Source organism: Rhodanobacter sp. C03 (assembly GCF_002001175.1).
In the GTDB taxonomy this organism is placed as follows: domain Bacteria; phylum Pseudomonadota; class Gammaproteobacteria; order Xanthomonadales; family Rhodanobacteraceae; genus Rhodanobacter.
Genome location: NZ_MUNT01000004.1, coordinates 1 through 25599 on the forward strand (window position 1 = coordinate 1; position 25599 = coordinate 25599).

The 25599-nt window shown below is 62.4% G+C and carries 22 protein-coding genes and 1 pseudogene; 8 read left to right on the plus strand and 15 right to left on the minus strand.

Annotation, left to right across the window (positions count from 1 at the left end):
* The 6 genes and pseudogenes from B0E48_RS18170 to dnaA form a co-directional block, all read right to left on the minus strand.
* Positions 1-245 (minus strand): annotated as a pseudogene (locus B0E48_RS18170) (energy transducer TonB); the annotation flags it as partial.
* 201 nt (positions 246-446) lie between these two features.
* Positions 447-1733: a tetratricopeptide repeat protein gene (locus B0E48_RS06300; protein ID WP_254423885.1), complete on the minus strand. Its 1287-nt coding sequence runs from the start codon at positions 1731-1733 to the stop codon at positions 447-449.
* Positions 1734-1986: 253 nt separating this feature from the next.
* Positions 1987-4419 carry a DNA topoisomerase (ATP-hydrolyzing) subunit B gene (gyrB, locus tag B0E48_RS06305; protein ID WP_077517153.1) on the minus strand — a complete coding sequence of 811 codons (2433 nt, stop codon included), beginning with the start codon at positions 4417-4419 and terminating at the stop codon, positions 1987-1989.
* 96 nt (positions 4420-4515) lie between these two features.
* Positions 4516-5595, minus strand: coding sequence for a DNA replication/repair protein RecF (recF, locus tag B0E48_RS06310; RefSeq protein ID WP_077517154.1), 1080 nt, complete (start codon positions 5593-5595; stop codon positions 4516-4518).
* Between the two features lie 95 nt (positions 5596-5690).
* A complete protein-coding gene (gene dnaN, locus B0E48_RS06315; RefSeq protein ID WP_077517155.1) occupies positions 5691-6791 on the minus strand; it encodes a DNA polymerase III subunit beta in 1101 nt (366 codons plus the stop codon).
* A gap of 253 nt (positions 6792-7044) precedes the next feature.
* A complete protein-coding gene (dnaA, locus tag B0E48_RS06320) occupies positions 7045-8376 on the minus strand; it encodes a chromosomal replication initiator protein DnaA (RefSeq protein WP_077517156.1) in 1332 nt (443 codons plus the stop codon).
* A 190-nt stretch (positions 8377-8566) separates the two neighbouring features.
* Between dnaA and rpmH the strand changes: the two genes are divergently transcribed.
* From rpmH to B0E48_RS06355, 7 genes are all read left to right on the plus strand, one after another.
* Positions 8567-8701, plus strand: a complete 135-nt coding sequence (gene rpmH / locus B0E48_RS06325; protein ID WP_008211413.1) for a 50S ribosomal protein L34 — start codon at positions 8567-8569, stop codon at positions 8699-8701.
* Positions 8702-8715: 14 nt separating this feature from the next.
* Positions 8716-9096 (plus strand): ribonuclease P protein component, encoded by a 381-nt coding sequence (gene rnpA / locus B0E48_RS06330; protein WP_139350184.1) that lies wholly within the window; start codon positions 8716-8718, stop codon positions 9094-9096.
* Positions 9097-9182: 86 nt separating this feature from the next.
* Positions 9183-10910 (plus strand): membrane protein insertase YidC, encoded by a 1728-nt coding sequence (gene yidC, locus B0E48_RS06335; protein ID WP_077517157.1) that lies wholly within the window; start codon positions 9183-9185, stop codon positions 10908-10910.
* A 78-nt stretch (positions 10911-10988) separates the two neighbouring features.
* Positions 10989-12335: a tRNA uridine-5-carboxymethylaminomethyl(34) synthesis GTPase MnmE gene (mnmE, locus tag B0E48_RS06340; RefSeq protein ID WP_077517158.1), complete on the plus strand. Its 1347-nt coding sequence runs from the start codon at positions 10989-10991 to the stop codon at positions 12333-12335.
* Between the two features lie 216 nt (positions 12336-12551).
* A complete protein-coding gene (locus B0E48_RS06345; protein ID WP_077517159.1) occupies positions 12552-13784 on the plus strand; it encodes a tyrosine-type recombinase/integrase in 1233 nt (410 codons plus the stop codon).
* A 99-nt stretch (positions 13785-13883) separates the two neighbouring features.
* Positions 13884-16298, plus strand: a complete 2415-nt coding sequence (locus tag B0E48_RS06350; protein WP_077517160.1) for a DEAD/DEAH box helicase family protein — start codon at positions 13884-13886, stop codon at positions 16296-16298.
* A complete protein-coding gene (locus B0E48_RS06355; RefSeq protein WP_077517161.1) occupies positions 16295-17500 on the plus strand; it encodes a restriction endonuclease subunit S in 1206 nt (401 codons plus the stop codon). The genes B0E48_RS06350 and B0E48_RS06355 overlap by 4 nt, the downstream gene beginning before the upstream one ends.
* On the opposite strand, the gene B0E48_RS17735 is transcribed toward B0E48_RS06355, so the two are convergent.
* The 3 genes from B0E48_RS17735 to B0E48_RS06365 all read right to left on the minus strand — a co-directional run bounded on the left by B0E48_RS17735 (position 17410) and on the right by B0E48_RS06365 (position 19177).
* The gene (locus B0E48_RS17735; RefSeq protein WP_168170303.1) at positions 17410-17766 is read right to left on the minus strand and encodes a hypothetical protein; all 357 of its coding nucleotides are present in this window, start codon (positions 17764-17766) and stop codon (positions 17410-17412) included. The two genes, B0E48_RS06355 and B0E48_RS17735, sit on opposite strands and share 91 nt — an antisense overlap.
* Positions 17729-18622 (minus strand): ribokinase, encoded by an 894-nt coding sequence (gene rbsK, locus B0E48_RS06360; RefSeq protein ID WP_077517162.1) that lies wholly within the window; start codon positions 18620-18622, stop codon positions 17729-17731. Before rbsK ends, B0E48_RS17735 begins: the two co-directional genes overlap by 38 nt.
* A 114-nt stretch (positions 18623-18736) precedes the next feature.
* Positions 18737-19177, minus strand: coding sequence for a hypothetical protein (locus tag B0E48_RS06365; RefSeq protein WP_139350185.1), 441 nt, complete (start codon positions 19175-19177; stop codon positions 18737-18739).
* A gap of 179 nt (positions 19178-19356) precedes the next feature.
* Between B0E48_RS06365 and B0E48_RS06370 the strand changes: the two genes are divergently transcribed.
* Positions 19357-20046: a glutathione S-transferase N-terminal domain-containing protein gene (locus B0E48_RS06370; RefSeq protein WP_077517164.1), complete on the plus strand. Its 690-nt coding sequence runs from the start codon at positions 19357-19359 to the stop codon at positions 20044-20046.
* A 38-nt stretch (positions 20047-20084) separates the two neighbouring features.
* On the opposite strand, the gene B0E48_RS06375 is transcribed toward B0E48_RS06370, so the two are convergent.
* The 6 genes from B0E48_RS06375 to B0E48_RS06400 all read right to left on the minus strand — a co-directional run bounded on the left by B0E48_RS06375 (position 20085) and on the right by B0E48_RS06400 (position 25593).
* Entirely contained in the window at positions 20085-20705 is a 621-nt protein-coding gene (locus B0E48_RS06375) for a hypothetical protein (protein WP_077517165.1), read from the minus strand.
* 51 nt (positions 20706-20756) lie between these two features.
* On the minus strand, positions 20757-22100 hold the full coding sequence (hslU, locus tag B0E48_RS06380) for an ATP-dependent protease ATPase subunit HslU (protein ID WP_077517166.1): 1344 nt from the start codon (positions 22098-22100) through the stop codon (positions 20757-20759).
* 78 nt (positions 22101-22178) lie between these two features.
* The gene (gene hslV, locus B0E48_RS06385) at positions 22179-22715 is read right to left on the minus strand and encodes an ATP-dependent protease subunit HslV (protein ID WP_077517167.1); all 537 of its coding nucleotides are present in this window, start codon (positions 22713-22715) and stop codon (positions 22179-22181) included.
* Between the two features lie 69 nt (positions 22716-22784).
* Positions 22785-23825: a glycosyltransferase family 9 protein gene (locus tag B0E48_RS06390; RefSeq protein ID WP_254423886.1), complete on the minus strand. Its 1041-nt coding sequence runs from the start codon at positions 23823-23825 to the stop codon at positions 22785-22787.
* 169 nt (positions 23826-23994) lie between these two features.
* A complete protein-coding gene (locus B0E48_RS06395) occupies positions 23995-24897 on the minus strand; it encodes a tyrosine recombinase XerC (protein ID WP_077517169.1) in 903 nt (300 codons plus the stop codon).
* A 6-nt stretch (positions 24898-24903) separates the two neighbouring features.
* Complete coding sequence (locus tag B0E48_RS06400) at positions 24904-25593, minus strand: DUF484 family protein (protein WP_077517170.1); 690 nt, start codon at positions 25591-25593, stop codon at positions 24904-24906.
* Positions 25594-25599: the final 6 nt, after the last annotated feature.

Consider the following 25599-nt stretch of genomic DNA (forward strand, 5'->3'; position numbering starts at 1 on the left):
ATCTTCGGCGGCGGCTGCTTCGGCGGCTCCGGCGGCGGCGGTGGCGGCGGCGGTGGCGGCGGTGGCGGCTCGATGAAGTTCACCTGGACAATTTTTTCTTTCTCTTTGTGATGCTGGTTTGGCGGCGCCATCGGCGCCACCAGCAACAGAAACGCAAAGGCATGCAGCCCGATGGCAACTGCCAATGCCCAGGTGCGTTTCCAGCTAAACGGCTCGCGCCCGATTTCTTCGTTACTAGAGGCCATCTGTCACTGTCTGAAGCTAGTCAATCGGAAGAGAACGTTGCCACAGGGCGTATCTCGAACCCGTCTGTTGCCTGGACGGAACTCGCCGCTGTGGTGACGCAGGGAAAGGTTTTCAACGGTACAACAGCACATGACTTTTGTATAGCATCCGTGGGGTAATTGGATAGACGTCCATCCGCCCCACGGTTGCGCAGTCCGGCATCAGTTGCCAGCGCCAGCCTTCTTCAACCACGCCTTGGCCTTCTCTGCCGTTTCCGGCTGCTGGGCGGCCTGCTTCATCGCGGCCACCGCCGCCGGCTTGTCCTTGAGGCCACGCTCGCTCTCGGCCAGCAGCATGTAGGCGGTGCCCTTGTGCTTCACACCTTTGTCAATGCTCTGCTGGATCTGACTCTTGGCTTGGCTGTACTTGCTTTCGGTCAGCAGCAACTGGCCTGCACGCAGTGAGGCCTCGCCATCGGTAGCCGTCGCCGAGGCCTTGCCATAGGCATCCAGCGCCTTGCTGACGTTGTCCGCCATCTCATAAGCCTGGCCAAGCAGCATCTCGTTGTCCGAGCTGGTGGTGATCACGCCCTTGCTGATGCCTTCCTCGAGCACCTGGGTCGCCTTGATCGCGTCTGGCTTGGGATCGTCCTTGGACTGACCGGTGATCAGGTACAGCTTGCCCAGATTCACGTAGTTGGTTTCGGTCTTCAGCGTTCCGTTGGCGCGCGCCTTCTCCATCAGTTGGATCGCTTCGGGATTCTTCTGCGCCTGCATCAGCACCGCGACGGCATTGTTGAGCGCCTGCGGGTCATTCGGGTTGGCCTCATAATTCTGCTGCGCCATCTGCGCGGCCTGGTCGCCCTGGCCGGATTCGGCATAACTGGCCATCAGAATCTGATTCCAGCTCGCATCTGGCTTGTCGGTCAGCGACTGTGCCTTCTTGATCGCGGCAATCGCTTCGGGGTACTTGCCCAAGCGGTAGTCGTCGTTGCCTTCGGTCGCATAGGAGCTGGCGGTTTCCTTCTTGCCCTCGGCGCGCCACTTGGTGATGGTATCCAGCGATGCCTGGTACTGCTCGTCCGCCAATTGGAACTGCGCCAGCATGTATTCGAGCTGGAAGTAGGTGTCGTTCGGCAGCACCCCATTGGCCAGCGATTGCTGCAGCAGCGCGATCGCACCCTTGTAGTCGCCGTCCTGGTATTTGAGCGTGGCCAAGCCCTGCAGGGCGAGCGCCTGGGCATATTTGCTCTTGCTGCCATCGACCAGCGGTTGCAGTGTCTGCTCGGCCTTCGCCTTGTCACCGGCGGTGACCGCATCCAGACCTTCATTGAGCTGCTTCTGTTCTTTCTGATTGGTCAGATCGAGTTTCGGCGCAACGCGGGTGGCATTGGGATACAGCACTTCCTGCTTGGGCTTGGCAGTGTCACTCGCCAGTGCCGGGCTAGCGGCAAAGGTCAGCAGCAGGGCCGAACTCGCCAGCATCGTCAACCCACGGGCATGCTTCATGGTGATCCTCATCTAGTGTGCGCGTCACTAATGACGCGGGGGATTGCGCAGCGTAACCCGAGCAGACAAGTGATAACAAGTCGCACCGCCGCATAAAAGATTGTTAAAAATCAATTACTTGGCGTTTACTAGGCGCTCAATGCTGCTGAATGCGACTTTGCCGCAGCTTCGTGGTGATTCCCAGCAATGCAAACGCGCGGCGGCCAGCGACACACCCGCACAACAGGCGTGCAGCTGGCGCTGTACAAACCCGTCAGATATCCAGATTCGCGACCTTCAACGCGTTCGCTTCGATGAAGTCGCGACGCGGTTCCACCGCCTCGCCCATCAGCATCGAGAACATCTGGTCGGCGGCGATCGCGTCCTCGACGCCGACCTGCAGCATGCGGCGGGTTTCCGGGTTCACCGTGGTTTCCCACAGCTGCTCCGGGTTCATTTCACCGAGGCCCTTGAAGCGCTGGATGCTGCGGCCCTTCTTTGCCTCGTCCAGCAGCCAGTTGCGCGCCTCGACGAAGCTGAGCACGCCACGCGAGGCATTGCCCCGGCGCACTACCGCGTCGGGCTGGATCATGCCGGCAATCTGCTGGCTGATGGCCAGGATCGGTCGGAACTCGTTGCTGCTGAAGAAGGGCTGTGGCAGAAACCAGGTGTGGCTGAGTCCGTGCTGTTCGCGGACCACCTCGATGGCAGCCAATTGCTCGGCGTGTGCCGGACGCAGCGACAACTTGTAGGTGGGCTTGCCCAGACCACTGGCGGCCAGCCGCCGCTCGGCCTGTTGCAGCCACGCCTGCATCGCAGCCGGCTCGGCCCACAAGGCTGGTTCCAGCGGGGTGTGCTCGAGCAAGGCGGTCAACATGGTGACGTCGAAACGATGCGACAGCTTGGCGATCTGATCCTGTGCCTGCTGGTAGCCGCGCAACAGTTTTTCCAGCGCCTCGCCGGTGATCGGCGGAGCCTCCGGGCTGTAGGTCAGTGCCGCGTTGTCGACCGCGCTGGAGATCAGGTAATCGTTCAGTGCGGTGTCGTCCTTGATGTACAGCTCCTGCTTGCCCTGCTTGACTTTGTACAGCGGTGGCAGCCCGATGTAGATGTGGCCGCGCTCGATCAGCTCGGGCATCTGGCGATAGAAGAATGTCAGCAGCAGGGTGCGGATATGCGAGCCGTCGACGTCCGCATCGGTCATCAGGATGATGCGGTGGTAGCGCAGCTTGTCCGGGTTGTACTCGTCCTTGCCGATGCCGGTGCCCAATGCGGTGATCAGCGTGCCGACCTCGGCCGAGGCCAGCATGCGGTCGAAACGCGCCTTCTCGACGTTGAGGATCTTGCCCTTCAGCGGCAGCACGGCTTGGGTCTTGCGGTTGCGGCCCTGCTTCGCGGAACCGCCAGCGGAGTCACCCTCGACCAGGAACAATTCGCATAGGGCCGGATCCTTCTCTTGGCAATCGGCCAGCTTGCCGGGCAGGCCGGCGATGTCCAGCGCGCCCTTGCGGCGGGTCATCTCGCGCGCCTTGCGCGCCGCCTCACGGGCACGTGCGGCGTCGACCACCTTGGAGGCGATTGCCTTGGCCTCGTTCGGATGCTCCAGCAGGAACTCGCCGAGCTTCTCGTTGACGACCTGCTCCACAACCGTCTTCACCTCGGACGAGACCAGCTTGTCCTTGGTCTGCGAGGAGAATTTCGGGTCGGGTACCTTGACCGACAGCACGGCGATCATGCCTTCGCGCATGTCGTCGCCGGACAGGGTGACCTTGGCGTTCTTGGCCAGCCCGGACTTTTCGATGTAACTCTGCAGCGAACGGGTCAGCGCCGCGCGGAAACCGGTGAGATGGGTGCCACCGTCGCGCTGCGGGATGTTGTTGGTAAAGCAGTACATCGACTCCTGGTAGGAGTCGGTCCACTGCATCGCCACTTCCACGGTGATGCCGTCCTGCTCCGAGACCAGGCTGATCACGTTCGGGTGCAGCGCGGTTTTCAGCTGCGCCAGATGCTGCACGAACGAGCGGATGCCGCCCTCGTAGGCGAACGTGTCATGCCGACCCTCGCCCCGCTCGTCATACAGGTCGATGGTGACGCCCGAATTGAGGAAGGCCAGCTCGCGCAGGCGCTTGGCCAGGATGTCGTAATGGAATTCGATGTTGCTGGTGAACGTGGCCGGGCTGGGCAGGAAACGCACCAGCGTGCCGCGCTTGCTCGACGGGCCCACCACCTTGAGCGGATACAGCGGCTCACCGAGCGAATATTCCTGCAGATGCTCGAAACCGTCGCGGTAGATCGTCAGCCACAAGTGATCGCTCAGCGCGTTCACCACCGACACGCCCACGCCATGCAGGCCGCCGGAGACTTTGTACGAATTCGCGTCGAACTTGCCGCCGGCGTGCAACACCGTCATCACCACTTCGGCGGTGGAACGGCCTTCTTCCGGATGGGTGTCGACCGGAATGCCGCGACCGTTGTCGCTGACGCTGACCGAGCCATCCTCGAGGATGGTGACGATCACCGTGTCGCAATAGCCTGCCAGCGCCTCATCGATCGCATTGTCGACGACCTCAAACACCATGTGATGCAGGCCGGTGCCGTCATCGGTGTCGCCGATGTACATGCCGGGGCGCTTGCGCACCGCTTCCAGGCCTTTCAATACCTTGATGTTGCTCGAATCGTAGTGGGATTCGTTGAGGGATTCGTTCATGCGTCGACCGTTTCCTGGCGCCAGCGACCCGCCCGACACGGCGCCGTGAATGGCCGGGCTAAGGGTTATGCACTCTTGGGAGAGGCAACCTTCCGATTATAGCAGGCGCGTCAGCTGACCTTGTTCCACGTGGAACACGCGCTTGGAGAGCTCGCGCAAGGCCTGCGGCACCTCGGTGCCGGTCAGCAACACCTGCGCGCGCGCCGCAGTCAGCTGCGCCACTACGGCAGCCTGATGGGCTTGGTCGAGTTCGGAGGCGAGGTCGTCCAGACACACTACCGGCCACTCACCGCGGCGTTCCGCATACAACTCAGCCTGCGCCAGCATGCAAGCCAAGGCTGTGAGCTTCTCCTGACCGCGAGAAAGGTGTTCGCGCAACGGCGCCTGTTCAAACGCGATCGACCAGTCGGCCCGATGCGCGCCGAGCGTCGTATGTCCCCGCGCCAGATCCCTGCCCCGTTGTTCGCGCAGCTGCTGGGCCAAATCCACATCCTCGGACCAGCCGCGGCGATAGCGCAATTCCAATTGACCGAGCTCCGGCAGCAAGCCGTCGATGCTGGAAAGCAGCTTGGGGCGCAACAGATCCAGATAGGCACGGCGCTGCCGGTCGATCTGATGGGCAGACTGTGCGAGTTCCGCCTCCCACGGCGCGAACAGCTCGTCGGCAGCAGTCGCCGCCGAACGGAGCAGGCTGTTGCGTTGCTTCAGCGCACGCTGGTAGCGCCGCCAGCTGGACAAAAAGTCGTGTTCCACGTGGAACACACCCCAGTCAAGGTAACGCCGGCGCTCCTCTGCCGCGCCGGCGATCAGCGCATGCGAGCCGGGTTCAAAGCAGACCACGGCGCATTCGTGCACCAGTTGCCCGATCGTGACGCCTTCGCCGTCCACCTTGGCTTCCCAGCGCGCACCATCACGGCCAAGGCCAAGCCGACAGGGGCGCTCGTCGGCATGGCGCAATTCGGCGAATATTGATAATTGCGATACGCCTCGCTGAAGCAGCGCCTCTCTTGCCCCGCTACGGAATGAACGGGCATGCGACAACAGGAAGGCGGCTTCCAGCACGCTGGTCTTGCCCGCCCCATTCGCGCCCACGAACACATTGATGGCGGGATCCAGCGCAATGCCGATATCCGTCAGGCAACGCAAACCGCGGATGCGCAACTGTTCAAGCCGCATTGGCGCGGCTCCACATGCAAGAACGCCGGGGAACCTGTTGGCCGCCCCGGCGTTGTCTGTTTTTACTGCAGATCGCAACGACCATGCAGTAGCCGTCAGAGCCGCAACGGCATGATGACGTGGCGCGCGTGCTCGTTGTCGTGCTCCTGCACCAGGCAGCTGGACTGCGCGTCGCGCAGGCTGAGCCGGGCCTTGTCGCCGCGCAGCGCGGCCAGCGCATCGAGCAGGTAGCCAACGTTGAAGCCGACCGCCAGATCCGACACATGCGTATCCGCCTCGACTTCCTCGACCGCCTCTTCCTGCTCCGGGTTGTGCGCCACGATGCGCAGCTTGCCCGGCGACAGTTCCAGTCGGACGCCACGATATTTCTCGTTGGAAAGAATCGCAGCACGCTGCAGGGCGCCCCGAAGTACCTCACGGTCCAGCACAGCGTTCTTGTCGGCACCGAGCGGAATCACTGCTTCGTAGTCCGGAAAACGGCCATCAATCAGCTTGGAGGTAAACACCACATCGCCGCGACGCACGCGCAGATGGTTGCGGCCGAACTCCAGCTCGACCTGGCCATCACCGGTTTCCAGCAATCCGATCAACTCGTTGACGCCCTTGCGTGGAATGATGATCTGGCGGCGCGTGGTCACCGTGCTCTGCAACTGGGTTTCCTTCATTGCCAAACGATGGCCATCGGTGGCCACGCAGCGCAGGGTATGTTCTTGCAGATCCAGCAGCATGCCGTTCAAGTAATAGCGCACATCCTGATTTGCCATCGCGAACGCGGTGCGTTCCATCAAGTCGCGCAGGACTTCCTCGGGCAGGCTGACCTTCTCCACCAGTTCGATTTCATCGATGGTGGGGAATTCGCTGGCAGGCAGGGTGGTCAACGTGAAACGGCTACGGCCGGCATTCAGCGCCACGCGATCGCCATTGAGCTTCAAATCAATCTTTGCGCCGTCCGGCAGCGCACGCACGATGTCGAACAGTTTGCGCGCTGGAATGGTGATTTCGCCGTCAGCTAGTTTCTCGGCATCGGCGGTGGCCACCATTTCGACTTCCAGGTCGGTACCGGTCAGCGAGAGCCGCTTGTTGGCCACCTTGACCAAAAGGTTGGCAAGCACGGGCAGCGTCTGGCGGCGTTCCACGACGCCCACCACCTGTTGCAGTGGCTTGAGCAGCGCTTCTCGTTGGATGCTGAATTGCATGGCTTGGCTTCCCCTTCTCTGCTGTTCTGTCTTTTAAAAGAAGTTTAGTAGTTGTAGTAGGCGCTGTGGGTAACTTTTTTATTTCACTATTTCTTTAAGAATCAGCAGCTTGAATGAAAATCAGGCTGTGTCTGAAGCTGCGATCTCACGGTGGGCTATTTGTGGATAACTTCAGTGATGAATCCATCCACCTATTATCCACAGCTTCGGGCTCCGGTTATCCATAAATTTTGCGCGCGCCCGGAAACCGGCTTCAGCCGGTCAGCGTGCGGATCAACTGTTCCCAATCCTGCCGCATGCGCGGGTCGGTTTCGATGAATTTGCGGATCGTCTTGCAGGCGTGCATTACGGTGGTGTGGTCACGGCCGCCGAATGCCTCGCCGATCTCTGGCAGGCTGTGCTCGGTCAGCTCCTTCGACAGTGTCATCGCGATCTGGCGCGGCCGTGCCAGCGAGCGCACGCGGCGCTTGGACAGCAGGTCCTGCAGCCGCACGTTGAAATACTCGGCGGTGATCTTCTGGATATTCGGAATGGTGATCGCCTGGGCATGCGTGGCCAGCAGGTCGCGCAGGGTTTCCTCGGCGAAAGCGGTGGTGATCGGCTTGCCGTAGAAATTCGCGCGTGCGGCCAGCGTGTTCAACGCGCCCTCGAGATCGCGCACGTTGGAGCGGATGCGCTTGGCCAGCAGCATCGCCACGTTCTCGTCCACCGCCACGCCCTTCTCATGCGCCTTGGCCAGCAGGATCGCCGCGCGCGTCTCGAAGTCCGGTGGCTCGATCGCCACGCTCAGGCCCCAGCCCAGCCGGGATTTCAGGCGTGGCTCCAGCTTGTCCACTTCCTTCGGGTAGCGGTCGCAGGTCAGGATGATCTGCTGCTTGGATTCGAACAGTGCATTGAAGGTGTGGAAGAACTCTTCCTGCGTGGTGTCCTTGCCGGCAAAGAACTGGATGTCGTCGATCAGCAGCGCGTCGACCGAACGGAAGCGCCGCTTGAACTCGTCCATGCTCTTCGTGCGCAAGGCCTCGATCATCGAGCCGACGAACTGTTCCGAGCGCAGGTACATCACCTTGCACTGCGGGTTGTGTTCACGCATCAGGTTGCCGGCGGCGTGCATCAGATGGGTCTTGCCCAGACCGGTGCCGCCGTAGAGCAACAGCGGGTTGTAGGCACGACCGGGGTTCTGTGCCACCTGCATCGCGGCAGCCTTGCCGAGCTGGTTGGACTTGCCCTCGACGAAGGTCTCGAAGGTGTAGTGCGGATCGAGATTGTGGTTGAACGCGGGCGCGGCCGGCACTGGCGCGGCGCGTGGTGTCGCAGCGGCCTTGACCATCGGCGCGGCCCGCGCCGAGCTGGACCCCACATCCAGCCGTACCGGCCATGCCTGCCCGGTCAACAGCAGCAACACGGCCTCGATCCGCGGCAGATAACGCTCGCGCACGGTATCCAGCGTGTAGGAATTGGGCGCAAACAACTGCAGCGAGTCGGCTTCGTCGCGCGCCTGCAGCGGCATCAGCCAGGTATGCAGGTCTTCGGCGCTCAGATCGCCTTCGAGACGCTCAAGGCAGCGCCGCCACAGATCACTCATGGATAAAATCAGCCACTTAGCTTGGCGCTTGCGCGCTGGGAATGGACTAGTCTAGCAGCTGCATCCGCCTGCCCACCGCAAGATATCCACATGGCTATCCACAGGTCACGGTCAAATGCCATTTGACAGCAGTGCCGGATACCCGACATACTTTCTGACCTTTTTATCCACATTCCCTTCGGAGTAAGCCATGAAGCGGACCTTCCAGCCCAGCAAGCTCAAGCGCGCCCGCACGCACGGTTTCCGTGCCCGTATGGCCACTGCCGACGGTCGCAAGATCCTCAACGCGCGTCGCGCCAAGGGTCGCAAGCGCCTGATCCCGTAAGCGGAGCACCGGCCATGGTTGCCGCCGGGTTGCCGCGCGAGGCGCGGTTACGTCGGCCTGGTGACTTTGCCGCCTTGCGGACAAGCAGCGGACGCGCAGGCGGCCGCTGTTTTCATTTGCGTTATCGCAACAACGAACTGGGCCATGCCAGGCTCGGACTGGCGATCTCCAAGCGTGTCTCCAAACGCGCGGTGGAGCGCAACCGGATCAAGCGGCTGCTGCGCGAATCGTTCCGGCGCATCCGCCACCAGTTGCCGGCGATCGACCTGATGGTGATGGCGCGTGAGCAGGCGGCCGGCGTACCCGGCCCGCAATTGCTGGCCGAGCTCGACGGGCTGTGGAAAAAGCTGCTGACAAAGCCGTCCGAGAGCGCTGCAGCCATTGAAGCGGGCTGACGCCACCACCACAATCGTGCGTTGACCTTTTCCTTTTGCCCTCCGCGGCGTTCAACAGTCGTGGCGTTACCCGGATTTGTTACGCGATGAATCAAACGCGCACCTTCCTCATGTTCGCCCTGCTGGCCGTGGCCTATTTCCTGTTCCTGGCCTGGGAGAAGGACTACGCTCCGCCACCGCCGGCGGCAGTCGCCAGCGCATCCACCAGCGCCGGCGTCCCGGCGGCCGCCGATGGCAGCGTGCCGGGCGCCATCCCGTCGACCAGCGCCGACACCAACAAGCTCGCCGCGATCGGCAGCGATGCCAGCCACGCACCGGCGCAACTGATCTCCATCACCACCGACGTGCTGCACCTGACCGTGGATACCCGCGGCGGCAGTGTGGTGCATGCGGATCTGCTGGCGTACCCGAACGCACCGCGCACCCGCAAGGAGCCGAATCCGGCGCCGACCGTGCTGCTGGACAACGAGCAGGCGGAATATTTCGTCGCGCAGAACGGCCTGGTCAGCAGCAGTGACACCGCCGCTCAGGATCAGCCGAACCATCAGGCCGTGTTCCAGAGCGCGCAAACCGCGTACACGCTGGCCGATGGCCAGAACGAACTGAAGGTTGACCTGACCTGGCAGGACGCCGCCGGGCTCAAGGTCACCAAGACCTACAGCTTCAAGCGCGGCAGCTACGTGATCGACCTGAGCCAGCGCATCGACAACGGCGCCGACAAGCCGTGGAGCGGCAATGCCTACCAGCAGCTGCTGCGGGTCGAGCCGCCGCATACCGGCAACTGGCTGACCAATATGTCCAACCCGGAATCACGCAGCTTCCAGGGCGCCGCCTGGTACACCGGCGAAAAGTTTCAGAAGTTGCCGTTCAAGGATTTCAAGGAACCGAAGGATCAGCTCGACAGCCAGATCAAGGGTGGCTGGGCGGCGATGCTGCGGCTGTACTTCTTCGCCGCGTGGATTCCGCCGGCCGACCAGACCGATCACTACGTCACCGAGACGATCAACCCCGATAGTGCGCAGCCGCGCTATCTGATCCGTGCGGTCGGCCCCGCACTGAGCGTGGCTCCGGGCCAGAGCACCACCAGCGAGGCGCGCCTGTACCTCGGTCCGAATGTGCAGGGCACGCTGGACGCGGTCGCACCGGGGCTGGATCTGACCATCGACTACGGCATGTTCAAGCTGATCGCCGTGCCGATGCACGGAGTGTTGTCCTTCCTGGACGGGATCGCGCACAACTGGGGTGTGGCGATCATCCTGCTGGTGCTGCTGATCAAGGGCCTGACCTGGAAGCTGACGGCGGTGCAGTACAAGTCCAGCGCCAAGATGCGCAAGCTGGCACCGCGCATCCAGGCGCTCAAGGAGCGTTACGGCGACGACAAGCAGAAGATGCAGCAAGCCACCATGGAGCTGTACAAGAAGGAGAAGGTCAACCCGATGGGCGGCTGCCTGCCGGTACTGATCACCATGCCGGTGTTCTATGGCCTGTATTACGTACTGACCTACAGCCTGGAACTGCGCCATGCACCGTTCCTGTGGATTCCGGATCTTAGCGCGCACGATCCGCTCTACATCCTGCCGATCATCTACGCATTGGTGATGCTGGGCACTCAGTGGCTGAATCCGGTCGCTGCCGGCATGGATCCGGCCCAGGCGAAGATGATGAAGGTCATGCCGTTGCTGTTCACGGTGATGTTTGCGTTCTTCCCCGCCGGTCTGTGTCTGTATTACGCCGTCAACGGCCTGGTCGGTCTGTGTCAGCAGTGGTGGGTCACCCATCACGTCGATCGGGACGACACCGTCAAGGCGGCCTGAGTCCGTTCCTGATCGAGCACACCTCGTCAGCCGCGCACGGTCACCGTCGCGGCTGACTTCGTTTAGAGTCAGCGCACCATGTCCGACCATACCGCCGAGACGATTGCCGCGATTGCCAGTGCGCCCGGCGCGGCTGGTGTCGGCGTGGTGCGCGTGTCCGGCCCCAAGGTGCCGGCGATCGCGCAGACCCTGCTCGGCCGTGTGCCGCAAGCGCGCCACGCGCACTTCGCCGCGTTCCGCGATGCCGCCGGCGCTCTGCTCGATCGCGGCCTGCTGCTGCACTTCCCTGCTCCTGCCTCGTACACCGGCGAACACGTGCTGGAACTACAGGGCCACGGCAGCGCGGTGCTGCTCGACCTGCTGCTGCGCCGCGTCTGCGAGCTCGGCGCGCGACTGGCGCGGCCAGGTGAATTCACCGAGCGCGCCTTCCTCAACGGCAAGCTCGATCTGGCCCAGGCCGAGGCGGTGGCCGACCTGATCGCGGCGCGTTCGCAGGCCGGCGCGCGTGCCGCGCTGCAGTCGATGGAAGGTGTGTTCTCGCGCAAGGTCGAGGTATTGCTGCAATTGTTGATCGCGTTGCGTGTGCACATCGAGGCGGCGATCGACTTTCCGGAAGAGGAAATCGACTTTCTCGCCGATCCAGGGATCGGCCAGCAGCTGCAAGTCGTACGTAGCGAACTGGCCGAGCTGCTGCGTGAAGCACAACGTGGCTTGCGCCTCAACGATGGTCTGCGCGTGGCAATCATTGGTCGCCCCAACGCCGGCAAGTCCAGCCTGCTCAACGCGCTGGCCGGCAGCGATCGTGCGATCGTCAACGCTGCCGCTGGTACCACCCGCGACGTGCTGCGTGAAAGCCTCAGCCTCGACGGCATCGCGCTGGAACTGGCCGACACCGCCGGCCTGCGCGAGACAGATGACGAAGTCGAACGCGAAGGCGTGCGCCGCGCGCATGGCGAACTGCAGCGCGCGGATGTGGCCTTGCTGGTCACCGATGCCGAACACGCCATCGCTGATCTCACCTTGCTTTCCGCGGTGCCAGCGAGCGTCGAACGGCTGGTGCTGATCAACAAGATCGATCGCGATCATGCGCATGCGCATCACGAATCGCGTGAAGGCGCGCTATGGCTGTGGGCTTCGGCGAAAACCGGCGAAGGCCTCGACACCTTGCGCGAACACCTCAAGCGACTGGCTGGTGCCGGCAGCGGCGAAGGCGCGTTCAGCGCACGTCGCCGTCACGTGCAGGCACTTGAACAAGTACAAGCGCATCTCGACCACGCTGCCAGCGTGCTCACACATAGCCGCGCGGGCGAACTCGCCGCCGAGGAGCTGCGCCACGCGCAACACGCGCTCGGTGAAATCACGGGTAGCTACAGCAGCGATGATCTGCTCGGCGCGATCTTCGGTTCGTTCTGCATAGGCAAGTAGCATCGGTTCCGACGGCTTCCCGTTGGTTCCGATGACTCGCTAAAAACCCCTTCTTTTACGCGGTTTTTCGTCTACACGGTGCCATTGCGTTCCAGCGGAAGCCTTGTTAGCGTGCCCCCATAGGTGCCCCAAGTGCGGCAGAAATGCGCCCCATTTGGATCGAATGTTCATCTTCATGGGGCACGCGCCGACTCCCAAGCACTCAAGGGGCACGACATGGCTTTGACGGATACCAAGCTTCAACGGCTGCAACCCAAGGAACGCTCTTTCCAGGTTGCCGATGGAAATGGCCTGTACGTCGAGGTACAGCCGACCGGCAAAAAGGTCTGGCGCATGCAATACCGGATAGGCGGGCGCGACGGCAAGAAAGAGAAGATCACGCTAGGCGAATACCCCGCGTACTCGCTGGTCGAAGCCCGACGCTGGCGTGATGAATGCCGGGCCAAAATCGTGCGTGGTCAATCGCCTGCCCGAGCGAAGCAGGCAGAGAAGACCGCTGCCGCCGAAGCGGAAAAGGATACGGTGCGGGCCTTTGCCGAAGCCTGGTTTGCCGATGTCGTCAACCGGACGAACAGCGAACCCAGAAACATCCGCCGTATCCTGAACAAGGACGTGCTTCCAGCCATTGGCGACAAACCGGTGGCTGAGGTCAGAGTTGAGGATGTGTTGAAGGTCACCGACGCGATCAAGGCGCGTGGCGCCGACCACATGGCTTTGCATACGCGCAACGCGATGAAGCGCCTGTTCGCCTATGCCATTGCGCGCGGGAAAATACAGTTCAACCCCGCGGCGGCGGTGGAAGCGCGGTTTATTGCTACCGCCCGAAGCCGTGACGTTGCCTTGTCATCGCAGGAAATTGGCCGATTGCTTCGTGGCATCTACCAGTCGTCCGCCAAGCGGCAGTACAAGTTGGCCTTGCACTTACTGATCCTGTGCATGGTGCGGAAATCCGAACTGCTGGAGGCGCGTTGGGAAGAACTCGGCTTCGACAAGGCCGAATGGAACATTCCCGCCGAACGGATGAAAAAGGACAAGCCGCACCTCGTTCCCTTGTCAGAGCAGGCGGTGGCGATGTTCCAGGAGTTGCGTGTCCTTTCCAGCGGCTCTGAATGGGTGTTGCCTAGCCGGGGCAGCCTCAGGCAGCCCATCGCAAAGTCCACGCTTAACAACGTGGTCCGCAGCCTGAATCTGGAGGTGAGGGATTTCGTTATCCATGACTTCCGCCGTACTGCGTCCACCCACTTGCACGAAGCGGGGTTCAACTCCGACTGGGTGGAAAAGGCATTGGCCCATGAGCAGAAGGGCGTTCGCGGTGTCTACAACCGCGCCGAGTACCTGTCGCAGCGAAAGGAAATGCTGCAATGGTGGTCCAACTTTGTGGACGCGCAGATCGAGGAGGGTCGCAACGTCGTCATTGGAAATTTCGGCCGCTACCTGCCCGCCGCCTGAGCCGATTCCAGATTTCCCCGCCAAACCACTCCGGCGCTTCCGCTATCCTTGCCCTTGGATTCTGGAACACATGCCAGGAACAGGCTTGGGGAGTGGCTGGTGGCATTCAACGAAGAAGAAACCCGCTTTCACCTCATTGACCCGGTGTTGCGTGTCAAAGGCTACGCCGACCCGCAGCGCATCAAGCTGGAAACCCCAGCGCCGGTGGAACCGACCGGCCCGAAGGGGCGTCGACGCAAAGGCTCGGGTCGCACTGACTACCTTCTGTGCGTGCAGGTGGGCAACATGCCCAGCCCCATGCCGGTGGCCGTGCTGGAAGCCAAGAGGGAAAGCGAAGACCCGCTCAAGGGCATGCAGCAGGCCAAGGGTTATGCCGACTGCCAGCGATTTGACGTGCAGTACGTCTTTGCCAGCAACGGCCATCTCTATGGTGACTACGACAAACCCAGTGGTCAGCAGACCGGCCCGTTTCCGCTGGATGACTTTCCCCATCACGCCGATCTGTGCACCCGCTATGCGCATGACAAAGGTATCGACCTAAGAACGCCCGAAGCCGCGTTGCTGTTTCAGGCCGACAGCCCGGCGTGGAGCCTGAGCCGTTACTACCAGGATGCGGCTATCCGCGCGGCGTTCGAGAAGATCATTGTCGAACGGCAGGCGGGCCATGAACCGCGCGTGCTTCTCACGCTCGCCACTGGTGCGGGCAAGACCATCATCGCCACCAATCTGCTGTGGCGGATGGGACAAGCCGGCTTGCTGCCCAAACCCGCGCTGTTCCTGTGCGATCGCGACGAACTGCGCGAACAGGCTTACGCCAAACTCAAAGCGGCCTTTGGCGGCAATGCCCGCATCGTGCAGAACGTGCGGGGGCAGAATGCTGCCGCCAACGCCCGCATCCAGATCGCTACGTACCAGACCTTGGGCATCGACGAGAACGGCGACGGCAGCTTCCTCACCGATCATTACGGCAAGGATGCGTTCTCCGTCATCATCATCGACGAATGCCACCGCTCGGCGTGGGGCCAGTGGTCGCAGGTGCTCACCCGCAACCCCACCGCCATCCACATCGGTCTCACCGCCACGCCGCGCAAGCTGCATCCGCCCAAGCGCGATAAAAGATCCAGCGAGGAGGACGTAGCCATCGCTCAGGACGAACAAATTACCGCGCACAACGTGGAGTATTTCGGGGAACCGGTCTACGAATACACCTTGGGGCAGGCTCAGGAAGACGGCTACCTGGCTGCCTGTGAGATCGTCAAGCGCAAGGCCGACATCGACGCGCGCATCTTTACCCGCGAGGAAATCCTCACGGCGGGCGTACGCGACATCAGGACGGGCAAGCCGCTCACCGAAGAAGACCTGACCAAGAACGAATACGCCGGCAAGGACTTCGACGACGAACTGTTCATCGACCTACGTACGCCGGCGATGTGCGCAGACCTGTTCAAGCTGTTGTGCGAGAACGGCGGTCCGGAACAGAAAGTCATCATCTTCTGTACCCGCGACCTGCACGCCGACCGTGTGTCGATGCAGATGAACAATCTCTATGCCGCGTGGTGCAAGGCCAACGGTCAGACCCGCAAAGATGACTATGCTTTCAAGTGCACCGCCAGCGGCGGCTCGGACAAGATCGAGATCATGCGCGGCAGCGGCGAGCGTGCCTTCATCGCCTGCACCGTGGACCTGCTGGAAGCTGGCGTGGACATCGAGCGTCTGAATGCCGTGGTGTTCTTCCGCTATCTGCAATCGTCGATCAAGTTCTACCAGATGGTCGGGCGCGGCACGCGCATCGACGAGCCAACGAAGAAATACAAGTTCTGGCTGTACGACTACACCGGCGTCACCGACCTGTTCGGCACCGAGTTCATCACTGCGCCGCCGCGTACGGGCGGAACAGGCGGCGGTGATGGCGGCGATGGGGGTGAAGGCGGGTATGACGATGGCCCGCGCGTGGCGGAAATCCGCGGCCAGTACGTCAGCATCACGCCACAGGGCCGCTTTATCCTCGTCAACCGCAACGGCCAAGCCACGCCAATGCCGGTCGACGAGTACCGGCGCGAAGTGATCGCCCGCGTCTTACGCGAGGCGCACAACCTCAATGATTTCCGCGCGCTGTGGATCACCACGCAAAAGCGCCGCCAGTTGATCGACCACCTGCTGGGCGACCACCTCAGCCCTGAGGTGATCCGCGAAGTGGATAAGATGGGCGACTTCGACCTATACGATTTCTTCGGCCACCATGGCTACAAAGCGCGCGCCTTGAAGAGACCTGAGCGTGGCGCCGCCTATGTCGATGGCAACAACGCCTGGTTCGCTGGCATGGCAGCAAATCCCGCCATCGTGCTGCGTGGCTTGGGCGCGCAGTTTGCACAGGGCGGCACCGATGCGCTGGAAACGCCTTCCTTGTGGGATGTGCCGGAGATCGTGCAGGCCGGTGGTATTGATGCGCTGCGCACGCTGGGCAGGCCGGTGGATGTGATGCAAGACGCGAAGGCGAGGTTGTTTGGAGCATGAGTAACTTTGTTCGCCTTGGCGATCGCACGACAAAAATCGGTAGTGGCCAGACACCTTCCGGCGGCTATCGCGCATATTCGACGAGTGGTGTCCCCCTCATCCGAAGTCAAAACGTCTTGATGGGCAGCTTCTCGAAAGAGGGGTTGGTCTATATATCCGCGAAGATTGACGAAGAAATGCGCGGTTCAAAAGTCGACCGAAACGATGTTCTATTGAATATCACTGGTGCATCTATCGGGCGGGTTTGCCTTGTGCCCGACGAAGTTTGTCCCGCCAACGTAAATCAGCACGTCTGCATTATCCGTTGCGACGAGTCGTTGTATCCCGGCTACGTGGAAGCCGTGCTTTCGACTCCCAGTTTTCAATCCTTGATTTGGCAAGACCAAGCCGGAGCAACGCGACAAGCACTGACGAAGGAGATGGTTGAAAACTTCCAGATCCCCTGGAAGCCAATCGAGCAACAACGCCGAATCGCCGACGGCCTGCAAGCCGAACTAAGCGAGGTCGCCACCGCACGTAAGGCAGCGCAGGGTCAGTTGCGGGATGTGGCCCTGCTGCGCAAACGTGTTATGCGACAGGCCTTCGATGCGCTGCACGATGCCCCTCGAAAGGTACTAGGAGATTGGGCCAAGACTACAAGCGGTTCCACACCTTCGCGGGCTGACAAACGCTATTGGTCTCGGGCTGATATTCCTTGGGTGAAAACCGGCGAGGTTGCCTTCGCCCCCATCTTGATGACGGAAGAATCCATCTCGCGTCAGGCATTGAAGGAATGTTCGCTCACGTTGCTGCCACCGAAAACGGTGCTCGTTGCCATGTACGGGCAAGGCAAAACGCGTGGGCAATCAGCGGTTTTAGAAGTTGAGGCAACCACCAACCAAGCGTGCTTTGCCATTCTACCCAACGGCACTTGGGACACAGATTTTCTGTATCACTGGCTAATGGCCTCGTATGAAGATTTGCGCGGATTATCCGACGGCCGTGGTGGCAACCAGGCAAATTTGAACGGCGCATTGCTAAATGCATTGGCGATCCCTGCGCCGGATTTGGATGAACAAACACGTATCGTTAAGCGCCTGAAATCCCAACTCGCCGAAGTGGGTTGCACCCATCAAGCTGTCGTCGCACAACTGGCCGAGATCGAGGGTTTGCCGCAGCGCATCCTGGCGCAGGCCGTCAATACACAAGGAGATGCACCATGACCGGAAAGCACATCGGCAACCAGCATCAAGCCACCTTTGACGGCATCCGTCATCTGGATGATGGCAATGAATACTGGAAGGCCCGTCAACTGGCCAAGGTGCTGGAATACTCCGAGTACCGGCACTTCCTGCCCGTGATCGAACGTGCGCGGTTGGCCTGCCAGACCAGCGGCGAACACGTGGCAGACCATTTCGAGGATATCCTCGGTATGGTCGATATCGAAGTGATTAGCCAGTTCGGGCCAGCAGTTTTTCAACGTCATCATGCTGCGGCATACCGCCCTGCGCGCCCAGCTTGCCGACCGACAGCGCGGCAGCGGCGCAGGCCTTGCGCACGGCGGTAGCGACGCCTTCATGCAGGAACACGGCGAGCGCGGCGTTGAAGGTATCACCGGCGCCGGTGCTGTCGACCACGTCGACTTGGAAACCGGATTGATGGACCGGTTCGCCCTGCTCGCGGTACCACGCGCCTTCGGCGCCGCGGGTGAGTACGACGGGGCATGGTGCGTGCTGCATCAATGTGCGGAAATCCTCATCAGGATCGGCGCCCAACAGGATCGCCAGTTCGTGCTGGTTCGGCGTGACGTAGCGGGCGAGCTTCAGCCAATCCGCGGGCAGTTTTTGCGCGGGTGCCGGGTTGAGGATCACCGGTACGCCGAGTCGCTGACCGACGCGCAGAGTAGCTTCCACGGTCTCCAGCGGAATCTCCATCTGCACCAGCACGGCGTCGGCGCGGGCGATCAATGACTGCGCCTGTTCGACCTGCGCCGGGGTCACGCGCGCGTTTGCAGCGGGGACGACGATGATCTGGTTTTCGCCGCCGGCGACGGTGATCGATGCGGTGCCGCTGGCGTAATCGTCGAGCTGGACGGTGTGGGTGAGGTCGATATTTTCGGCGGCCAGACCCTGACGCAGTTGCTGGGCGAACGCGTCATCGCCGGTGGCGCCGACTAGCGCCACTTCGGCGCCCAGTCGGGCTGCAGCGACTGCCTGATTTGCGCCCTTGCCGCCGGGCACGGTGAGAAAACGTTCGCCGAGGATGGTTTCACCGGGGCCGACGAAACGCGACGCCTGGGTTACCAGATCCATGTTGATGCTACCGACGACAACGATACGGGTCATGACATCCCAGGCCGATCTTTTCGTGAAAGGGTTGAGCATAAGCGATTGCGTCGCGCAGTAAAGACGAAGGGCCGACAACGAGCCAGCCCTTCGATGGAGGTGCGCAGGATCGCCTTACTGTTTGCCGGAATCGTCGTCAGTCGAATTCTTCTTGTCCTGACGGTGTTGCATCGCCTGCTGCTGCATCTGTTGGTATTGCTGCTTCTGGCTGTCGGTGAGCACGGCCTGCAGCTGGTTGTTGCTGTCCTGCATGATCGAGCGCATCTTCGTGCGGCGGTCGCGCGGGGCCAGCGTGTTATCCGCGCGCAACTGCTGCATCTGCTGCTGTCGGCTCTGCAGGATCGGCTCGATCCTGGCGGCCTGCGCTGGCGTCAGCTGGAGCTTGCGGCTAAGTCGCGCGGTTTGGCGCCGGGGATCTGGCGCTTGATGCACGGGCGTGGTGGCGGCCGAGTCGTTGGAAGTCGGCGTGTCCTGAAAAGGTTGGGCAACAGCGACGCCGGTGCCGCCAATACACAGGGCGAAGCCGAGCAAGGCAACGCGAAGGACAGGTTTCATCGCGATATCTCCGAAAAGAGTGGACAGCATGGCTCTGAACGCGAGATCCGGTGTGTGCGTTGACGATGACTTCCGGGTTTCTTCGCCAAGCGTTGCCATGGCCTGGTTGCATCATCGATCGATGCTTGAATAAGAGGGCGCTGCCCCGATTCTTTACCTGCGCATACGAGGAAAGAGCGATGATCGAACTGCATTACTGGCCCACGCCGAACGGCCACAAGATCAGCATCTTCCTTGAGGAAGCCGGCCTGCCCTACGAGATCAAGCCGGTGAACATCGGCAAGGGCGACCAGTTCAAGCCCGAGTATCTGAAGATTTCGCCGAACAACAAGATGCCGGCGATCGTCGATACCGATCCGCTGGGCGGTGGCAACCCGCTGAGTATTTTCGAGTCCGGTGCGATCCTGCAGTACCTGGCGGAGAAGACCGGCAAGTTCATGCCTGCTTCGACACGCGAGCGCTACGTCGTTCTGGAATGGCTGTTCTGGCAGGTGGGTGGGCTCGGCCCAATGCTGGGCCAGAACCATCATTTCAATCGCTATGCGCCAGAGAAGATCCCGTATGCGATCGACCGCTATGTCAACGAGACGCACCGCCTGTACGGTGTACTGGATAGACGTCTGGACGGCCGTGCCTTTATCGCCGGCAAGGACTACACGATTGCCGACATGGCGGCCTATCCGTGGATCGTGCCGTACGAGGCACAAGGCATGACGCTGGAGGAGTTTCCCCACCTCAAGCGCTGGTTCGAAGACATTCGTGCACGTCCGGCGACGCAGCGTGCTTACGCGCTGGGCGAGACGATCAAGGAACAGAGCGACCTGCGCACGGACGAGGAAGCACGCAAGATCCTGTTCGGACAGAAATAGGCAGGATCTCAGATAGCGCTGAAAACCAGCGCCATCGATCACTCGATGCGGGTGACCGATTCCTGGCTGCCTGGTGCCAGCAGTTCCGGAGCCGGACCGGCGACGGCCAGCAGGGACTGCGCGTAGCTGTCCTCGATGCTGACGGTGGAAACCTCGTCCCAGCCGAAGAACGAAACCTCGCGCATCCATTCCGCGTCGGGGCTGAGTTCCTGCATGTAGAAACCGTCGTCGTCGACGCTGGCCAGCCGGCCGATGTAACAGACCTCGGCTTCGTCCTCGCTGTCCACGTGCACGCCGATCACCGGGGCCTGCGCGCCGGCGGCCTGGATAACTTCACGGATGTTGTCCAGCGGGAATCCGCGCGGTGGCCGTGGCAGGATGTGCTTCAGCGCCAGCGCCTTCTCGAAGAACACATGGTGCTTGTCCGGCGACTCCAGCTCGGAGATGTCGCGATGGCGCATCACGTACATACCGTCGTAGGTGATGCCGTCGCCGACGACCCAGAGCAGGAAGAATTCGCGTCCGACGCCACCCACGTAACCGCAGAAGCTGCCGTGTTCGAGGTCTTCGCGCCACAGCCGCACCAGGGTCTGGGTCTGCTGCGCTTCACGCAGCTGGGCGCGCTGGCCGGTGCTTTTCAGTTCAATAATGTTGCTCACGAGCCGATTTTAACAGATTGGGGTGATCGGCTTGTTAGAGCTTCATGAGCGCTAGAGGATGTAACGGCTGAGATCCTCGTTCTGAACGAGGCTGCCGAGGCTTTTATCCACGTGTTCGGCGTCGATCTTGTAGTTTTCGCCGGACTTGTCCGCGGCCTCGTAGGAAATTTTCTCCAGCAGGCGCTCCATCACGGTATGCAGCCGGCGTGCGCCGATGTTCTCGGTGCGCTCGTTCACCTGGAACGCCACCTCGGCCAGCCGGTCGATGCCACTGTCGGCGAATTCCAGACCCACGCCTTCGGTCGCGAGCAGCGCCGTGTATTGCTTGGTCAGCGCGTTGTGCGGCTCGCGCAGGATGCGCTTGAAGTCTTCCACGCTGAGCGCGGACAGCTCGACGCGGATCGGGAGGCGGCCCTGCAGTTCCGGGATCAGGTCGGACGGCTTGGCCAGCGAGAACGCGCCGGAGGCGATGAACAGCATGTGGTCGGTCTTGATCGGGCCGTACTTGGTCGACACGGTGGAGCCTTCGACCAGCGGCAGCAGGTCACGCTGCACGCCCTCGCGGCTGACCCCGGCGTGGCCGTGGTCGCCGCGCTGCGCCACCTTGTCGATCTCGTCGATGAAGACGATGCCGTTCTGCTCGGCCGCTTCCATCGCTTGCGCGCGGATCTCGTCGTCGTTGAGCAGCTTGCCGGCTTCCTCGTCGATCAGCATCGGCCGCGCCAGCTTGATCGCCAATTTCCGTTGCTGTGTCTTGGCGCCGCCGATGTTCTGGAACATCTGGCGCAACTGCGCGCCCATCTCCTCCATGCCTGGTGGCGACATGATTTCCACGCCCACGTTCATGGCGAAATCCAGCTCGATCTCGCGCTCGTCCAGCGCGCCCTCGCGCAGCTGCTTGCGCAGTTTCTGGCGGGTGTCGCTGTCGATCGCCGGTACGGCGGGTGCATCGTGGCTCCAGTCGGTCGGCGTGCTCTGCCGGCGCGGCAGCAAGGCGTCGAGGATGCGATCCTCGGCACGATCCTCCGCTTGCGTGCGCACGCGCTTGACCGCCTGCTCGCGGGTCAGCTTGTACGCCACGTCGGCGAGATCGCGGATGATCGATTCGACATCCTTGCCGACGTAGCCGACCTCGGTGAACTTGGTCGCCTCCACTTTCACGAACGGGGCATTCGCCAGCGTGGCGAGGCGCCGCGCGATCTCGGTCTTGCCGACTCCGGTGGGGCCGATCATCAGGATGTTCTTCGGCGTCACTTCCTCGCGCATGCCCGGCTCCAGCTGCATCCGCCGCCAGCGGCTGCGCAGTGCCACCGCCACGGCGCGCTTGGCGTCGTGCTGGCCGATGATGTAGCGGTCGAGTTCGTTGACGATTTCGCGGGGAGTCAATTCGGACATGGAGTCACCGGGGATGTTCGTGTTTGGAGATGCGCAACGAAGTGCGCGAACGGTGTGCAAGGAAGCAGCGCTTGGCGCTTACAGCTCTTCGATCGACACGTTGTGATTGGTGTAGATGCAGATGTCGCCGGCGATCTTCAGCGCCTTCTCGACGATGGTGCGTGCATCCAGCTCGGTGTTTTCGAGCAGTGCCATCGCGGCGGACTGCGCGAACGGGCCGCCGGAACCGATCGCGATCAAACCGTGTTCGGGTTCCACCACGTCGCCGTTGCCGGAGATCAACAGAGAGACTTCCTTGTCGGCCACCGCCAGCATCGCCTCAAGCCGGCCGAAGCGGCGGTCGGTGCGCCACTCCTTGGCCATTTCCACCGCGGCGCGGGTGAGGTTGTTGTTGTGTTTTTCCAGCTTCTGTTCGAACAGTTCGAACAGGGTGAATGCATCGGCGGTGGCGCCGGCAAATCCGGCCACGACGTCACCGCTCTTGCCGAGCCGGCGCACTTTGCGCGCATTGCCCTTCATCACCGTGTTGCCCAGGGTGACCTGGCCGTCACTGCCGATCACGACGCGGCCTGCGCGGCGCACGCAGACGATGGTGGTGGCGTGGAAAGATTCCATGGTCGTGTCTTGCTCCGGGAAGGAGCTGACTAGATAGGGATCGGCCGCGTCGATTGCAAGCGATGCTTGCTAGCTTCGGCAGGGCAACGCCTGCAGAAACGGTGCCGCAGCAGCAGCCACTTCGGTCGGCGTGCGTTCGGCCACGCACAGCGCTTCGTCATGCGGGCCACGCGGGCGATAGCGGGTCAAGTTGTCCCGCGTGAACAGTCCCAGCGTGGGCACGCCAGCGGCGCAGGCCAGGTGCATCACGCCGCAGTCGGCGCTGATGTAGCCGTTGCATTGCGCGAGCAGGGCCGCCATCCGGCGCACGTTGCTGGAATAGAAGGCGGGAAAGCGCAGTTGCAGTTGCGACTGGCCATGCGCGGGAAGCATCTCGATGAAGCTCAACTGCGGATGGGCCGCCTGCAGCGCATCGACCAGGGCCAGCCACCATTCGCTGCAGAGGCGCTTGTTGCCGGTGGCATTCGGGAACAGCGCGACAATCTGACGATCACCCTCCGGTTCGTGGCCGAGCAGGTCGCTCAGCAAGCGCCGGCCGCACGCCTGTTCATCTGCACGCAGGTGGATGCGCATGGGCGGCCAGGTGTGTTCCTGGTCCATGAATGGCAGCCCCATTGCACAGCGCAGCGCGTAGACACCGTCCAGCGAAAAATGGCTGGGTGCATGGGTCAGCGCGGCTTGCCAGGCCGAGCCGCCATCGCGCAGTTCGCGTTTGCTGGAAGGCAGGCCGAGCAGATGGCGGGCACCACTGAGGAAAAGCAGCAGGCGGCCGGAGCGCGAGCCACGGGTGCTGTCGATGGCCAGGTCGTAACGGTTGCGCCGCAGGCGCAGCAAGGTGCGCAGCAGGTGCACGGGATGATGACCCGGGCGCCGGGTCAGCTGATGGATATGGCGAACCTGGCGAAATCCGGCAAACACCTCATCGGCAGCCTCGCAGCCGGTGACCAGGTCTATCTCGGCACCGGGATAGCGCCGCTCCAGTTCGGTCAGCAGCGGGGTCAGCAGCAGCGTGTTGCCAAGCCGATGGTTGGGGCGCAGCAGCAGGATGCGGAAGATGTCGCGGGGTGGCAGTTCGCCCACGCCCAGCAGATGGCGACGCGACCGGCGCACGACGTGATCGAGCACTGCGGGAACAGGGCCGGAAAGTGGTATTTCCGAAAGGGTCACGGTGGCAGGCGCCTGGGAGGTTACGTTGCGTATTGTCGCGGGTGGATTCTTTCCGCAGGCTTATTACTGCTTACCTAGGCAGGCTTGTTCAGCGGACGGCAGATCTTCGCACTTACTTGCGTCGCGCCCGCGGATGCGCCGCGTCGTAGACCTTGGCCAGGTGCTGGAAATCCAGGTGCGTGTAGATCTGCGTGGTGGCGATGTCGGCATGGCCGAGCAGCTCCTGCACCGCGCGCAGGTCGCCGGAGGATTCCAGCATGTGGCTGGCGAAGGTATGCCGCAGCAGATGTGGATGGATGTGCTTGGGGATGCCCTGCTGCAGCGCCAGCTTGTTCATGCGCAGCTGCACCGTGCGCGGGTTGATCGGTGCACCGCCGCGGCCGCGGAAGACCGCACTGTCTGCCGACATGCCCTGCTCCGCACCGAGCGCTCGCAGCGCGGCGAGCGCATGGCGGCCGACCGGCACGATACGGGTCTTGCTGCCCTTGCCGAGCACGCGCACTTCGCCTTCATCGAGGTTCAGGTCGATCCAGCGCAAGCCGACCAGCTCCGACAGGCGCAGGCCACTGGAATAGAACAGCTCCAGCATCGCGCGGTCGCGCACGGCCAGCTTGCCGCCACTGTCGGTCTCGACCAGCGCGCTGGCCTCGTCGACATCAAGCACTTGCGGCAGCTTGCGGCGTACCTTCGGCCCACGCACGCCGAGCAGCGGATCGCCGGCCAGCAGACCTTCGCGATTGAGTTGGCGGAACAGGCTGCGGCAGGACGACAGCAGGCGCTGCAGGCTTTTCGGCGCCAGGCCATCCTCCTTGCCGGTGTTGCCGCGATGTTCGCCAGCGATGAAGCTGCGCATCCGGTTCGCATCGAGTGCGTCGAACGAGTTCAGCTGCTGTGCCTGCATGAAACGCAGCAGCTTGGCGAGGTCGCGGCGGTAGCCGGCGACTGTATGCGGCGAGGCATGTCGCTCGCCGGCGAGGCGGTCGAGCCAGCGGTCGACCTGTTGCTCAGGCGTCATGCTGGCTCAGGAAATATCCCGCGAGCGCGCCAGGGCGGCGGTGATGGTCGCGGCGATCATCTTCAGGAACAGCGTGCCCATGCCCGGCTGGAAGCGGTCCGGATCGTGGCTGCCGATCGCCAGGATGCCGGAATCGCCAAGCCGCATCATCGCGACTGAGCGGATCTGTCCGGCATTGGGACCGAACAGGCGGGTGAGCTTTTCAGCGGACAGGCGTCCGGAGACCGGCTCGCTGTGCTGCAGGAATTCGGCAAACTCCGGCAACGCCTCGGCGCCACCGGCGATCTGCTGCAGCCATTCGGCGCGCGGCAGTTGCGGTTCGTCGCCGAACAGCAGCAGACGTACCTGCTCGGTATGGAAATCCGCGCTGAGCTTGGCGGCCACGGTGCGCGCGGTCACTTCCATCGTGTTCGCGCGCAGCAGCGCCACGGTCAGCGCGTGCACGCGCTCCATCAGCTTCTCGTTCTCGGCGGCGATCTCGATCAACTCGGCCAGCCGGCGTTCCAGTTCGGCGTTCTTGTCGCGCAGGCTCTGCAGCTGATACACCGCCAGCGACGAGACCGCGCCCTGCTCGCGCGGCATGGTCAGTTTCGCCGCCAGGTCGGGATATTCGCTGAGGAATTCCGGATGGCGCTTCAGATAGGCGGCGACCACACGGGCCTGGGTGGCGTCGTCGAGCAGGGTGGTGGCGGTCATGCGCGG